Source organism: uncultured Microbacterium sp. (assembly GCF_963524805.1).
Taxonomy (GTDB): domain Bacteria; phylum Actinomycetota; class Actinomycetes; order Actinomycetales; family Microbacteriaceae; genus Microbacterium.
The window spans coordinates 84,044-97,763 of record NZ_CAURGG010000007.1 but is presented as its reverse complement, the minus strand read 5'-3'; the positions used below and the strand labels follow the sequence as shown (position 1 = coordinate 97,763).

Annotated in this window: 15 protein-coding genes, 1 tRNA gene and 1 pseudogene; 5 read left to right on the top strand and 12 right to left on the bottom strand. The window is 66.6% G+C overall.

What is annotated here, in order from left to right:
* Positions 1-4: 4 nt before the first annotated feature.
* The 8 genes and pseudogenes from RWQ91_RS13365 to RWQ91_RS13335 form a co-directional block, all read right to left on the bottom strand.
* The gene (locus RWQ91_RS13365) at positions 5-1,360 is read right to left on the bottom strand and encodes a M20/M25/M40 family metallo-hydrolase (RefSeq protein ID WP_314506884.1); all 1,356 of its coding nucleotides are present in this window, start codon (positions 1,358-1,360) and stop codon (positions 5-7) included.
* Between the two features lie 55 nt (positions 1,361-1,415).
* Positions 1,416-2,864 (bottom strand): SLC13 family permease, encoded by a 1,449-nt coding sequence (locus RWQ91_RS13360; protein ID WP_314506882.1) that lies wholly within the window; start codon positions 2,862-2,864, stop codon positions 1,416-1,418.
* Positions 2,865-3,388: 524 nt separating this feature from the next.
* Complete coding sequence (locus tag RWQ91_RS13355) at positions 3,389-3,907, bottom strand: DUF1269 domain-containing protein (protein WP_314506879.1); 519 nt, start codon at positions 3,905-3,907, stop codon at positions 3,389-3,391.
* A 542-nt stretch (positions 3,908-4,449) separates the two neighbouring features.
* Positions 4,450-4,540: transfer RNA gene (locus tag RWQ91_RS13350), tRNA-Ser, on the bottom strand.
* A 59-nt stretch (positions 4,541-4,599) separates the two neighbouring features.
* Positions 4,600-4,986, bottom strand: a complete 387-nt coding sequence (locus RWQ91_RS13345) for a hypothetical protein (protein ID WP_314506878.1) — start codon at positions 4,984-4,986, stop codon at positions 4,600-4,602.
* 163 nt (positions 4,987-5,149) lie between these two features.
* A pseudogene (locus RWQ91_RS17210) lies at positions 5,150-5,356 on the bottom strand (NAD-dependent epimerase/dehydratase family protein); the annotation flags it as partial.
* 82 nt (positions 5,357-5,438) lie between these two features.
* Positions 5,439-5,840 (bottom strand): hypothetical protein, encoded by a 402-nt coding sequence (locus RWQ91_RS17205; protein ID WP_399546461.1) that lies wholly within the window; start codon positions 5,838-5,840, stop codon positions 5,439-5,441.
* Positions 5,837-6,733, bottom strand: coding sequence for an RNA polymerase sigma-70 factor (locus tag RWQ91_RS13335; protein WP_314506872.1), 897 nt, complete (start codon positions 6,731-6,733; stop codon positions 5,837-5,839). Before RWQ91_RS13335 ends, RWQ91_RS17205 begins: the two co-directional genes overlap by 4 nt.
* Before the next feature lie 308 nt (positions 6,734-7,041).
* Between RWQ91_RS13335 and RWQ91_RS13330 the strand changes: the two genes are divergently transcribed.
* Both RWQ91_RS13330 and RWQ91_RS13325 read left to right on the top strand, forming a co-directional pair.
* Entirely contained in the window at positions 7,042-7,560 is a 519-nt protein-coding gene (locus RWQ91_RS13330) for a DUF1269 domain-containing protein (RefSeq protein WP_314506868.1), read from the top strand.
* 8 nt (positions 7,561-7,568) lie between these two features.
* Complete coding sequence (locus RWQ91_RS13325; protein ID WP_314506866.1) at positions 7,569-8,141, top strand: potassium channel family protein; 573 nt, start codon at positions 7,569-7,571, stop codon at positions 8,139-8,141.
* Between the two features lie 111 nt (positions 8,142-8,252).
* On the opposite strand, the gene dinB is transcribed toward RWQ91_RS13325, so the two are convergent.
* From dinB to RWQ91_RS13310, 3 genes are all read right to left on the bottom strand, one after another.
* Positions 8,253-9,449, bottom strand: coding sequence for a DNA polymerase IV (gene dinB / locus RWQ91_RS13320; RefSeq protein WP_314506863.1), 1,197 nt, complete (start codon positions 9,447-9,449; stop codon positions 8,253-8,255).
* A gap of 68 nt (positions 9,450-9,517) precedes the next feature.
* Entirely contained in the window at positions 9,518-10,177 is a 660-nt protein-coding gene (gene pdxH, locus RWQ91_RS13315) for a pyridoxamine 5'-phosphate oxidase (protein ID WP_314506860.1), read from the bottom strand.
* 1 nt (position 10,178) lies between these two features.
* Positions 10,179-11,678 (bottom strand): alanine/glycine:cation symporter family protein, encoded by a 1,500-nt coding sequence (locus RWQ91_RS13310; protein WP_314506859.1) that lies wholly within the window; start codon positions 11,676-11,678, stop codon positions 10,179-10,181.
* 112 nt (positions 11,679-11,790) lie between these two features.
* On the opposite strand from RWQ91_RS13310, the gene RWQ91_RS13305 reads away from it, so the two are divergent.
* On the top strand, positions 11,791-12,159 hold the full coding sequence (locus RWQ91_RS13305) for a hypothetical protein (protein WP_314506857.1): 369 nt from the start codon (positions 11,791-11,793) through the stop codon (positions 12,157-12,159).
* Between the two features lie 12 nt (positions 12,160-12,171).
* Here RWQ91_RS13305 and RWQ91_RS13300 read toward each other — a convergent pair whose 3' ends face one another.
* Positions 12,172-12,612 (bottom strand): MarR family transcriptional regulator, encoded by a 441-nt coding sequence (locus RWQ91_RS13300; RefSeq protein ID WP_314506854.1) that lies wholly within the window; start codon positions 12,610-12,612, stop codon positions 12,172-12,174.
* Between the two features lie 301 nt (positions 12,613-12,913).
* Here RWQ91_RS13300 and RWQ91_RS13295 point away from each other — a divergent pair, with 301 nt between their 5' ends.
* Both RWQ91_RS13295 and RWQ91_RS13290 read left to right on the top strand, forming a co-directional pair.
* A complete protein-coding gene (locus tag RWQ91_RS13295; protein WP_314506851.1) occupies positions 12,914-13,267 on the top strand; it encodes a hypothetical protein in 354 nt (117 codons plus the stop codon).
* 81 nt (positions 13,268-13,348) lie between these two features.
* Positions 13,349-13,687 carry a hypothetical protein gene (locus tag RWQ91_RS13290; protein ID WP_314506849.1) on the top strand — a complete coding sequence of 113 codons (339 nt, stop codon included), beginning with the start codon at positions 13,349-13,351 and terminating at the stop codon, positions 13,685-13,687.
* The last annotated feature ends 33 nt before the right edge of the window (positions 13,688-13,720 follow it).

Sequence of the window (13,720 nt, the reverse complement as noted above, 5' to 3'; positions counted from 1 at the left end):
CCCCTCACTCTCGGACGGTTTCGGCGAGGTTGCGGATGAAGAGCGTCTGGGCGACGATCATCCGCTCGATCTCTGCGGGATCGACCGATTCGTCGGAGGCGTGGATGCGGGACTGCGCTGTGTCTTCAGCCCCCCAGAGCAGGATCGCCGCGTCGGGCGACACTTTCTTCAGAGAGGCCACGAGCGGGATGGACGCACCGCTGCCGATGTTCTCGACGGGCGCGCCGTACGCCTCTTCAAGTGCGGCCTCGGCTGCGACGATGGCGGGGTGGGACTCGTCGACCGCGAATGCGTGTCCGACCTTCACCTTCTGCACGTCCACTTCGCAGTTCCACGGCCGCTGTGCGCGCAGATGCGCCATCAGAGCCTCGAGTTGAGCATCGCCGTCAGCACCGGGCACGATGCGCATCGAGAGCTTCGCCGTGACTTCGGGAAGGAGGACGTTCGATGCCTCAGCGACGTTCGGCAGATCCATCCCCAGCACGGTCACGGACGGCTTCGCCCAGATGCGATCGGAGAGCGACCCCGTTCCGAGGAAGTCCACCCCGGGGAGGATCGCCGAGCCCTCCCGGTAGACCGCCTCGTCCATGTCGGCGCCTTCCCACCGGGAACTGTCCACCCCGGCAATGGCTGTGTCTCCGTTCTCGTCGTGCAGCGTGTCCAGGATGCGAATCATCGCGGTCATCGCGTCCGGGGCCGCCCCGCCGAACATGCCCGAGTGCACGGGATTGGCAAGCGTGCGCACTGTCACCGTGCAGGCGACGTCGCCGCGCAAAGCGGTGGTCAGACCCGGGCGACCGACGCGCTGCGGTCCGATGTCGGCGATCACATAAGCATCCGCTCCGAAAATCGCGGGATTGTCTTCGACAAAAGCCTCAAGGTGCGAGATCGTCTCCTCCTCACCCTCCACGAGGATCTTCACGTTGCACGGCAGGTCGGCGCCGAGCATCTTCAACGTGCCGTAATGGATGACAAGTCCGGACTTGTCATCCGCGGCTCCCCGCCCGTAGATGCGGCCGTCATCCTTCGTCACCGGCTCGAACGGCTCGCTGGTCCAGTTCTGGCTCTCGGGCGCCGGCTGCACGTCGTAGTGCGCGTACAGGAGCACTGTCGGCGATCCTTGCGGGCCGGGGATGTCCGCGTAGACGCAGGGGTAGCCGTCCGGAACGTCGAGAAGCCTCGCCCCGACGACGCCGGCAGCCTCGAAGAGGTCGACCACCGCCACTCCCATGGCGTGAACGGGCGCCGGGTCGAACCCCGGAAAGGCGATCGATGGAATGCGCACGAGCGCGTCGAGCCGCTGGAGGACATCGGGCATCAGCGCGGCCACAGAGTTCTTGAGGTCCGTGAGGTCGGTCATGATTCTGCCTCTCTTTACGTGGCGCGCGTGCGCGTCGGGCGCTGCGCGTTCCGGATCATGCGGGAATGACGAGCTGGATCAGCAGGCCCGCCACCACTACTGCGACCCACGACACGAGCATCGGGATCGTGAACGAGTGCCAGACCGGCACCTGGGTCAACTTGGTCGACCCGGTGAGGTCGGTCTCGACGGCCGCGATCTGCGAGCCGTTCGCCGGGAACAACCACACCCCGACGAGCGAAGGCCACATTGCGACGACGATGCCGGGCGCGAGGCCTGCGGCCAGGGCGATCGGTATCAGCGTGTTGGTCGTGGCGGACTGGCTTGTGGTGAGACCGGCCACGATGAAGAGGGCGACGGCCAGCCAGAGCGGGTTGTTCTTGATCAACTCTCCGAGCGGCTCGATGATCGTCTCCTCGTTGGCGGAGATGAAGGTGTCCGCCATCCAGGCGATACCGAACAGTGCCACGGCCGCAGTGAAACCCGCCCTGAGCAGAGGCTGCTCGACCACGACAGACGGCTTGACGTGGCGCACCAGGATGATCACGAGCGCAGCCGAGAACATGACCATCTCGATGATCGTCGTCATCCCGATCGGCACGAGTTCGCCGTTCTCGTCGGGGAAGGCCGGACGCAGACCCGGGAACAGCCCGAACAGCACGATGAGGAACGTGCCGGCCACGAAGATCATCGCAGCGGTCTTCCCGCCCTTCGGCACCGGATGCTCGATCAGCACGGGCTTCGCCACCGGAGCGGCCGGCGCATCCGAGCCGCTTCCTCCCACCGAGGGTGCCGCTGAGGAGGTGACCGGGGCGCCTGTGCCCACCATGGCCGCGTACTTCGCCTTGAGTACCTCGGGAACCTCGACCGTTCCCTCCTCGACCCGTTTGAGGTACTTCGGGTCATCCAGCAGGTCCTTACCGATGCGCTGCTGCACGAACGCCGCAACGATGCATGCCACGATCGCGGCAGGAATCGTGATCAGCAGAATCTGCGGCAGTCCGTAGCCGGTGCCCTCCATCAAAACCAGGAACGCAGCCATGGCCGCCGACACGGGGCTGGAGGTGATGCCGAGGGCAGAAGTGACGGTGGACGCGGCGAGAGCCCGCTCCGGGCGCTGCCCATTGCGGTATGCCGTCTCGTAGATCACCGGGATCAGCGCGAGGTAGATGTTCGAGGTGCCCGCGAGCAGCGTGAACACGAACGCCACCAACGGGGCGACGTAGGTGAGCCGCTTCGGATTTCGCTGAATGATCTTGGACGCGATCGACACGAGGTAGTCGATACCGCCCGCCGCCTGCATCGCGGAGGACGCGGTGATCACCGCGATGATGATGAAGAAGGCATCCACCGGGATGGACCCGGGCGGAAGGTGGAAGGCGAACACCAGAACCACGGTGCCGACGACTCCCCACAGACCGAGACCCAGACCGCCGGTTCGCACGCCCATCACGATCGCGCCGATGACGACCGCCCCTTGCAGGGCAACGATTGCGTACTCCATGACTACCCCTTCCCGCCGATCAACCGTGTGACCACGCGTGCACGTCCAACCGTCGTCGCTTCGCGCCACCACGAAGCACGGCCGGAAGTCGAAGGTGAAGAAGAGCCAGACTCGACCTTTTCTGAGCGGTTCTCAAACGCGAGCGGCAAGACTGCTGATTCCGGGGCATCTGCATAGCGGCCGCTGGCCATCCGGGACTGTGCGGTCGGCATCGACGGAATCATCAGCAGTCCATTCGGCGAGAATCGAGCTGGATAGCGCTGACTATACGGCTGTTCGTAAACGTCCGCGAGAGGTCTCCGGTTTCGTCCCTGGGCGCGCCGCTCGTGGTCCCGTGACCGACCCAGCTGATCCACGATTGAGCGACAAGGTGGGTTCGGATGAGTCCCGATGCCCAGAGTTCACATTTTTGCGGCGGACGAAACGATAGCGGGAACTGGCCCACCACATCGATCCGGCATACCGCGCGGGCGGGCTGAGTGTCGAGGTCGTGTTGGGTGCCGTTTCGGGGCTGACGACGAGCGTCAGGGCGATGTTGTCGGGTCTGTTGCTTCGGCGGCTTCGACCTGAGGAGCTACCGCGTCGACTTCGGCAACCGCCTCGTCGCTCGGACTAAGCACGTGTGCGTCGCCACCGAGCTCGGTGAGCTTGTTCATGACCCCCGCCGCCTCGGAGGACTTCACCAGCGCTCCGACGGCCGCCTGGCCGTTGCCCAATGCGGCTGACAGGCGCTCGCGCTCGTCGCTGTCGATGCCGAGCCCCTTGTGATGCAATGCACCGATCAGGCCACCGCCGATGGCCCCGGCCAACAGCCCCACGGGGGTCAAGGCAGCGAGGATAACACCGATACCGGCACCCTTGCCCCAGCTTCGACGACCCATCTTCTGGGTCTTGACCTTGCCCTCGTCGTCGAGCACGAGCACACCGATCGCGTTCAACTTCACGTCGTCGTCGAGCTTGTCCCACTCTTTCAGGGATTGGGCAGCAGTGTCCGCTGCTGCCTCATTCGGAAAGATCGCCAATACGACCTGCTTCTCGCCCATCCGGCTCCCCTATTTCGCGCGCGTTCAGCGCTCTTGCAGAATGGCTGAGGGCCCGTGCGGCGTCAAGGGGGTCTGTCGTGCGGCGCAGAGAAAAGCCCCTGGCGACGACATGACGGCCGCTATCGGCGGTACGCCACGGAACTTCGCATAGGCCGTTCGCGGTGTACGAGCGCTCGCCGCGCACCTTGCGCCGCGGCCAGTGCCACAGCGCCCGGAACTGGTGCGACATCGACCGGTGGGGACGGGGGGGTGACGAACCCCTACGGTGGGGCAGATCCCCACCCCTAGGTCGCGCTGGTCGGATTCGACGGAAGTCCCGTGATTCCGCGGGGTGAGAGCGACCGCCCTCGACTCGAATGCATCGCAAACCGCCTGACTGTGAAGGAAGTGTGAACAACCGCTGTTCCACTTTGTTCACACCCGGACACTGGCGATAACCGCCGAACCACGCGGATTTCCGGCCATGAGACGGGCCCGAAACCTCGGGATTGTTCACACTTCCGTTGAACGGAAGCAAGAACCACCCTCTGACCAGGGATTTATGGCGGTGACGGTGGGATTTGAACCCACGGTAGGGGGTTACCCTACACAACTTTTCGAGAGTTGCACCTTCGGCCGCTCGGACACGTCACCGCCGAAGAGTTTACGTCACGACGCGCGCACCCGCTAATCGGCGGCGCACGCGTGCGGGACTAGAACCGGGGCGGGTTCAGCGGGAGCCACTCCTCGAGGTGCGTGGCGAAGATCTCCGCGCCTTCCACCGGGAGCAGAGTCCGCTCGTCGATCTTCGCGCCGTAGTAGGGAGCGTCGTCGTCCCGGACGACCGTCCGCGAGTCTCCCCGGAACGTCAGTCCCCGCCGGACGAACTCATCGAGACCGAACGCCTCAGGCCCGGCCACCTCGATGTCGCCGACCGGCGAGCCGGCCGCGGCGCGGGCGACGGCGGCGGCCACGTCGTCGGCGGCGATCGGTTGGATGAGCGCTCCCGGAAGGCGGACGGTGCCGCCGTCGGTGGAGATGTCGGCGATGCTGCCGAGGAACTTGAAGAACTGCGTCGCATGCACGAGCGAGAACGGCACGCCGGACTCGCGGACCAGTTTTCTCCTGGGCGGCCTTTGCGGCGAAGTAGGGGATGTGCTGGGGGCGGTCGGTGCCGACGATGGTCAAAGCGACGTGGTGGGTGACGCCCGCTGCCCTCTCGGCCTCGAGGAGATTGGTCGTCGAGGTCGTGAAGAACGACATCACGTCGTCGGGCGCGAACGACGGCGAGTTCGAGACGTCGACGACCACATCGGCGCCCGCGAGCACTTCAGCCACGCCCTCGCCGGTGATCGTGTTCACTCCCGTGTTCGGAGATGCCGCGACGGCCTCGTGGCCGTGTGCCGCGAGCTTCGCGACGACCTTCGAACCGATGAGACCGGTGCCTCCGATGACGATGACTCTTGCCATGTTCCTCTGCCTTTCCGATGGGGTGCCCGAAGCGGGCGTCATCAGGTTCGACCGGAACCCGGCATCCGATGTGACACCGCCGTCACATCGGGTTCCAGTGGTGCAGCTTCTCCGCGTTCACCACGATCCACATCTCGTGCACGCGTCTGCCCCGGCGCACGGCATTGATCACGCCCACAACGCGGCCCTCGCAGTTGATGACGATTCCGGGCCGGCCGTTGATGTGGCCGGGCTTCATATCGAAGCCGGGATACTGTCGCAGCAGGTCGATGATGGCCGCTGCGATCGGCGCGGGAGCGTCGGCGCGGGAAACGCCGGCAACGGATCCGCCGCTGTCGATCGTCAACGCGGCGTCGCGACGCATCAGGCTGGCGACAGCTGGGGGGTCGGCTCCCTCGCATGCCGCGATGAACGCTTCGACCAGGCGACGGGCTCGGCGCGACCACGCTGCGCGCAACGGCGCGCGGGCGCTGTGTCGAGTCATGTCGTGGACGGCGCGACGTGGTGAAGCTTGTCGGGACTCATGATCCACAGCAGCCGCGTGATGCCGTGGGCGGATGCAGTGGTCGCCAGGGCTGTCGTCACGACCCCGTCTTCGGTCAGCGTCACCGCCGGGCGACCATTGAGCTCCACCCAGTCGACCTGCTTGCCGCGCCAGAAGTGAGTCGAGAAGGCGGCGACGAACTTCGCGACGCGTTCGACTCCGCTCACGGGAATCCGCGCGGCGAGCTTCACCCCATTGCCGTCGCTGTAGCTGACGATCTCGGTGGCGAACAGGGATTCGAGCTCGGAGGTGTTCCCGCTCTGCGCCGCTGCGAGGAACGCGCTGAGCAGTCGGCGCTGCTCATCGGAGGATGCGGTTCGCCTGCGCTCGGCGGCGAGGTGCTTGCGCGCCCGGCTGACCAGCTGACGGCACGCCGTCGGTGTGCTCTGCACGATCTGGGCGATCTGCTCATAGGGATAATCCAGCGCTTCTCGCAGCACGTAGGCCGCCCGCTCGGTCGGGGTCAGCTTCTCCAGGAGCAGCAGCACCGCGTACTCCAGCGCCTCTCCGCGCTCGGCGCCCAGGGCGGGATCATCCTGCGTGTTCACGGGCTCGGGCAGCCAGGGGCCGATGTAGGTCTCGCGCCGTGCGTGCGCCGACTGGAGAAGGTTGATGCAGGTGCGCGTCGTCATCGTCGTCAGGAAGGCCTGCGGCTCGCGGATCTCGGCGCGATCCGCCTTCTGCCAGCGGATCCAGACGTCCTGAAGGATGTCCTCGGCATCCGCGACACTGCCCAGCATGCGGTACGCGATCCCGAACAGGCGCCGGCGCCCGGCCTCGAACTGGTCGCTCGCCCAGACGATGCCCGAGGATTCCGTCTGTGGTCCGTTCATCGGCTGCTCCTCCCCTCGTGTGCTCGGCGGGACGACGCGAGGGTCCTTTTTCATGATGCCCCGGGATGCCGTCCGGCCGCGACCCGGGAATGTACGCGCCACCGGTTCACCCGGTCGACGAGATGAGCGCACGGCGCCCTGCCTCCTTGACCGGGGAGCGCGCGGATGTGTGACGGGTGCGCCGAAATCTCCTGTGCGGCTTCCCCCCGAGGTGCCCGCCGGGTCATGCGCGACGGAACTCGCCACGAATCGCCCTAGCCACGCCGACCGAATCAGCGAATGATCGAGGTGACGAAAGGTGCCTCCTCATGGCTGATCCCAACTACACACTCCTCATCGCCGCGTACGACGACGAGGCTTCCGCGAGGGCCGACTTCACCGCGATCAAGGACGTGGACGATGTCGCTGTCGTCGCCGCCGTCGTGCTGTCGCGGGATGCCGACGGCAAGGTCGCAGTGAAGGAGCACGGTGGCGGGCTGATCTCGCGCGGCACGGCGATCGGAGCCGTCGGTGGCCTCGTCGTGGGGCTGTTCGCTCCGCCCCTGCTGCTGTCGGGGATCGTCGGTGCGGGCATCGGCGCCGGTGTCGCGAAGATCGCCAAGCACCACGAGGAGAAGAAGCTCGGCGTCGAGGCCGAGGAGTGGCTTCCGGCCGACTCGTCCGCCATCGTGGCCGTCGTCGACGACCTCTATCTGGACCGGATCGACGCCGCGTTCGAGCAGGCGACCAAGAAGATCGGCAAGGCGATCGACAAGGGCGACTACGACGCCGTGGTCAAGGCGGTGAACGAGGGCGACGAGAAGATCGTCGACGCGATCGACTCCTGACCGATCACATGACCTCGACCCCTGTGACCTCGACCCCTGTCGCGTCGACGCGCACGGAGATCGTGTGGAGCCTCGTGCGGGCACTGCTGTCGATGACGATCCTGGTGGCGCTGTACTACGCCGGGCCGCTCGACGGATTGCGCAGCATCCCGATCGGAATTTCGCTGGCGGTGGCGGTGGCCATCCTCGTCGGCATCGGCGTCTGGCAGGTGCGCGCGATCTCGACATCGGATCATCCCCGCCTGCGCGGCGTCGAAGCGCTCTCGGTCACGGTGCCGCTGTACATCCTGCTCTTCGCGGCCGCGTATTACGCGATGGCGTCGCAGGACGCCGGCGCCTTCGACGTCGCCGAACTCACGCGCACCGACACCCTGTACTTCACCGTGACGGTTTTCAGCTCGGTGGGCTTCGGCGACATCTACGCCGCCAGTCAGGGCGCGCGCGTTCTGGTGACCGTTCAGATGATCCTCAATCTGCTGGTCCTCGGGGCAGGCATCCGGGTGTTCGTGAGTGCGTCACGACGACGCCGGGGCGATGGGACTTTCGGCCCTACACGCGGCGACGGTCAAGGAGTGGACTGAGCACATCGGGGGGCGTCGCGGGCTTCGGATCCCGCACGCAACGCATCGTGCGCCTCGAGGGCCCGTGCGGTCTCCGGGGGGACGCCGCACGGGCCCCTTCTGCGCAGGCGGTCACTCGTGCTCGGGCAGCAGCGGCGTCGACCAGCCGGGGTCGCGTCCGAGCTGGGTGGCGCGCGAGACGGATGCCGTGCCGAATCGATCGCGGACGGCATCCAGCACCGCGTCGAGGCTCGCGCCGTCGTTCCAGTCGATCGGCAGCTCCGGCTGGATGCTGTCGGCCCTGCCGAGCTGCGACAGCGAGACGCCGATCAGCGTGATGCCGCGCTCGGCGATCTCGGGAAGGGCCACGGCGAGCAGTCCCCGGGCGACCGTCACCAGCACGGCCGTGCGGTCGGTGGGGAAGCGCAGGGTGTGCGATCGGGTGGCCTTGACGAAGTCTCCGTATCGCAGACGGAGCACCACCGTCCGGCAGACGCGATCCCGGTCGCGGAGGCGGCCCCCCAGGCGATCGACGATCTGCGCGAGGATCACATCGAGCTCCTCGACGGAGCGGGGACGGCTGCCCAGTGCTCGCTGCGATCCGATGGAGCCCCGGCGTCGCGTCGTGTCGACCGGACGCGGGTCGCGCAGTCGCGCGAGGGCGTGCAGGTGGGCGCCCGTCGCCTTGCCCAGCAGTCTCTCGGCGGTCGCCTCTTCCAGCTCCGCGAGTTCACCCACGGTATGGATGCCGAGACCGTGCAGTTTCGCCGCGGTCACCGCTCCGACTCCCCAGAGCCGCTCGACGGGCAAGGGGAGAAGGAACTGCTGTTCCCTCTCGGGCTCGACCACGAGCAGCCCGTCGGGCTTGCTGACGGCACTGGCGACCTTCGCCAGGAACTTTGTGCGCGCGACTCCGACCGAGATGGCGAGCCCGACTTCGGTGCGCACGCGCTCGCGCAGTCTGACGGCGACCTGTTCGGGCGTCCCCGCGATGCGCCGCAGACCTCCGACTTCGAGGAACGCCTCGTCGATCGAGAGGCCCTCCACGAGCGGTGTGGTGTCGCGGAAGATCGCGAAGACATCCTTGCTGGCCGCAGAGTACGCATCCATCCGCGGCGGCACGACGACGGCATCCGGGCACAGGTCGCGCGCCTGCCGTCCGCCCATCGCGGTGCGGACACCGCGTGCCTTCGCCTCGTAGCTCGCCGCAAGCACGACGCCCCCGCCCACGATGACGGGCCGACCTCGCAGCGCGGGCGCGTCGCGCTGCTCGACCGACGCGTAGAAGGCGTCGAGATCGGCGTGCAGCACGGTCGCCTCACCCCGCATTCGCCCTCCCGCCGATCGCCCGCTGTGCGGATCGTCGCACGCACCGGCGACATCGACTTGGGCGGCCGTCAGGGCTGGAGGCGCTCCAGCGACCAGGCTCCGGCCCCCGCGCGCTCGCGCGTGAAGACGATGCGGTCGTGCAGCCGCGACGTGCGCCCCTGCCAGAACTCGAAGCGCGACGGAGCGATGCGATAGCCGCCCCACCTCTGCGGCCGAGGGATGTCCTCCACGTCCGCGTAGCGCTTCTCGACCTCATCGACGTTGCGCTCCAGCACCTCGCGCGAGGGGATCGGCTGGGATTGGGCGCTCGCAGATCCCGCGATGCGCGATCCGCGAGGCCTGCTCGACCAGTAGGCGTCGGACTCGCGATCGCCGATCAGGGCGACCTCGCCGGTGACGATCACCTGACGGTGGAGGCCGTACCACGGGAACAGGGCCGTGGCCACGGGGTGCGCGGCGAGCGCCCGGCCCTTTCGGGAGGACCGGTCGGTGTAGAAGGCCAGGCCGCGCTCGTCGATTCCCCTCAACAGCACGGTGCGGCTGGACGGAGTGCCGTCGGCATCGACGGTGCTCAGCACCATCGCGTTCGGCTCGTAGACCCCTCGGTCCGACGCCTCGGTCAGCCAGCGCTCGAACTGCACGAACGGGTCGCGTGAGATCTGCGCCTCGTCGAGCGCCTCCGCGCCGTAGTCGGTGTGGCGGGCGAGGGGAAGCTCGGCGTCACTCATCTCATTCCGGGCTGTGCAGGTGATCGCGATGCTTGCGCGCCTGCCGGGAGCTGACCTGCAGATCGATCGGGCCGGTGACCGACAGCTCGTCCTCCCAGCACTCGATGCCGCCGACGTCGGGCAGGAGGGCGCGGGTGAAGACCGGATCGCGACCCTCACGACGTTGGGTCGTGTAGTCCTTCAGGAGTCGGAACGCGATGCCGGAGAGCAGGCCGATCGCGATGAGGTTCGTGAGTGCCATCAGGCCCATGACCCCGTCGGCGAAGTTCCACACGAGGTCGGCGCCTGCGACCGACCCGGCCAGAACGGCGACGACGACGAGGATGCGGTAGCCGGTCAGCACGGAGGGCCGGGTGGTGATGAACTCGATGTTCGACTCGCCGTAGTAGTAGTTGCCGAGGATCGACGAGAAGGCCAGCAGGAAGATGATCACGCTGAGCGCGATGTTCGACCACTGGCCCAGAGTGCCCACGAGGGCGTCCTGGGTCAGGCCGATCCCACGTTCTGCGCCGGCGAGATCGGGCACGGACACGAGGATGATGAACGCCGTGATCGAGCACACCAGGAACGTGTCGAAATAGACCCCCAGGGTCTGCACCAACCCCTGCTTGACCGGGTGCGTCACCGCGGCACTGGCGCCGGCATTCGGCGCCGAGCCGAGTCCGGCCTCGTTGGAGAACATGCCGCGCTTGACTCCGGTCAGGACGATGTAGCCGAACGTCGCGCCGACCACCTCGTTGTATCCCCACGCAGAAGTGAAGATCTCGGCGAAGACCGGGCCGATGCGGTCGACGTGCAACCCCACCACGATCAGTCCCAGCAGAAGGTAGGCCAGGGCCATGATGGGGACCAGGATCTGGGTCACCGACGCGATGCGTCGAACGCCCCCGAAGACGACAAGGCCTGTCAGGACGGCGATGCCCAGGCCGATTCCCCAGGGGAGCCAAGCGGCCTCCACGCCGACGCTGGAGGTGATCGTCGCGGAGATGGTGTTCGCCTGCAACGAGCTGAACGCAAAGGGGAAGCAGATGATCAGGATGATCGCGAACCAGATTCCGAGCCATCGTGCCTTCAGTCCGCGCTGCATGTAATAGGCGGGGCCGCCTCGGAAACTGTCGCGGTCACGGACCTTGAACAGCTGGGCGAGAGAGGACTCGATGAAGCTCGACGAGCCGCCGATGAATGCCATCACCCACATCCAGAACACGGCGCCGGCGCCGCCCACGGCGATCGCGGTTCCCACTCCTGCGATGTTGCCCACCCCTACTCGAGACGCCGCGGAGATCGTGAATGCCTGGAAGGCGGACACCGATTGCGGCTGCCCCGAGGCATCGCGCGGAGTCTTGTCCGTCAGTGTGCGGAACATCTCCGGAATGAGGCGAAACTGCACCACCCCCGACCGGACGGTGAAATACAGCCCGAGGATGACGACGACCGGCAGGACGATCCACGTCCAAAGATTGTCGCCCCAGGTCAGCAACCACTCATTCACGGAGTCCATGCTCGCCAGTATGGCGAACGCGCCGCATCATCGGCCACATCGGACACGGTTCGGTGGAGGTCGGCGAACCTGACCCACGGGATCGCGTGCCCTGCATAATTGTGTAGACGCTATGAATGGGACCGACGGAGTGATGATGCCCTTCCGCAACCTGGACACACTCGAGTCGTGGCTTCAGGAGTTCCGCGCGCTCGGCTACCCCATCGCGGGTTCGGTGCGGGTCATTCCTCAGGACGGAGACGGCGGCGCGAACACGGGCCTGGTGACCGTGCGCCTCGCCAACGCTTCCACTCCGACGTCGATCCAGCCCAGCGACGAAGACCCCACGCGGTGGGTGGCCACCATGGAGCCGCGGGACGCCTCGGTCATCCTGGATGCCCCACGGCTGCTCGAACTGTCGGGCGAGCTGGCGATGATCTCGGCGCTGTGCGGCTTCCTCCAGGCGAAGTCGCAGGCGTACACCTCCGCCGACGAGGCCTGACCCGGCTTCGGCTCAGCGCCGCGCGCCGACCACGCTGGCGGTGAGCTCCGCAAGGAACGTCGCGAACTGGTCCGCGATGGAGATGTCGGACTCGCTGCTGGCCCGCTTGAAGTCCTCATCGAACTGGCACAGCGCGCACCAGGGCTCCTGTGCGATGTCGATGGTCGCCGTCAGGCGGTTCACCCGGCGGTCGGCTTCGTCGACGTCCCGGCGCACGACCTCGCGGCTCACCAGTCGGTCGATCAACGTGGTTGCGCCCGCGCCGGTGATGCCCAGATAGTCCCGCAAAGTGGTGGCCCGCGTGCCGGGATTGTCCACGACGAACATCAGCGCCTTGGCGTCCGTCTCGCTGATGTTCAAAGTGCGCCGGGCGATCATCATCGCGGTGTTGCGCGCGTCGACGTAGCCGCGCAGGGCGTCGGCCAGGGTGGGTGCAGACGACGCATCAGGCATTCGTCCATCCTTCCCTCGGTGTGGCCTCACTGCTCACCCTAGCAAGTTTTGCTAAGGAAAATTGATGATTAGCAAAATTACCTAAGACGGTTAAGTGTCTGGTAGATTCATCGATGAAGCGGCACGGTGCTCGCCCGGTATCGATGAGGAAGAAGGCAGACATGGTCCGTCGTCTTCTCGCACTCCTCCGGCCCTCTCCCGTTCGCCGAAGCAGCTTCGTCCCCCTGCGCGCCGTGTCGTCGATCTCCACTCGGTCGCTGACGTGGCGCAACACCTCCCCCCAATAGAGAAACGAGCCATCATGGGCCAGCTCTACTACGGCAACTCCGCCGAACCGATCATGATCCCCGACGAGCAGCTGGCCTACCTCAAGGCCGTGGCGACCGTGAAGCTGCGACGCAACGAGAGCTTCACGTTGAACTGGCGGCACGTGGACGACACTCCCGGCGCACGCAGCACCATCTGGTTGCAGCCGTCGATCCCCCTTCGCTTCGTCTTCGACGAGAAGGAGACCGCGCAGCTGAACGGCGCACAGCTGCGCGACCTGGCGGCGCAGGCGAATTCGTCCGCCGGTCTGACTCTCGACCTCGCCGCTGACCTCGAGGCCGATCTCGACAACCTGTCGAACATCAAGCGCGAGCCCGCGATCGCGTAGTCGCGGCCGAGCGAGTTTCCGACGATCACCGGATTGTCAAGACCGTGTCGGGACGCTCCCGGTGCGGCCTACCGTGCTGGCATGAAGCACGTGAGTCTCGGAGACAAGTCCCTTCTGATGGGGGACGACCTTGCTGACACCCTGCTGGAGTACGCGCGCCTGGTCGGAGACTCGGACGGTGCGGACACCGTGACGCTGAGGGCGATCGGACCGGACGGCTCGACCGCGGAGGTGGGTATCCTCCTCAATTCCAGCACGAGTCTGGTCGTCGAGTCGACGCACTCCGACGTGGTCCCGCCCGACAACAGCGAGGTCGTGGAGGACCTCAGGGAGCGGATGCGGGCGATCACTCGTCCCGCGTCGGCGCAGCCCGAGGAACGCTGGGTCGAGAGCGAGTACGACAACACCGACATGATCTGATCCTGCTGACGCCGAGATGCGTCTGCCGGCTCC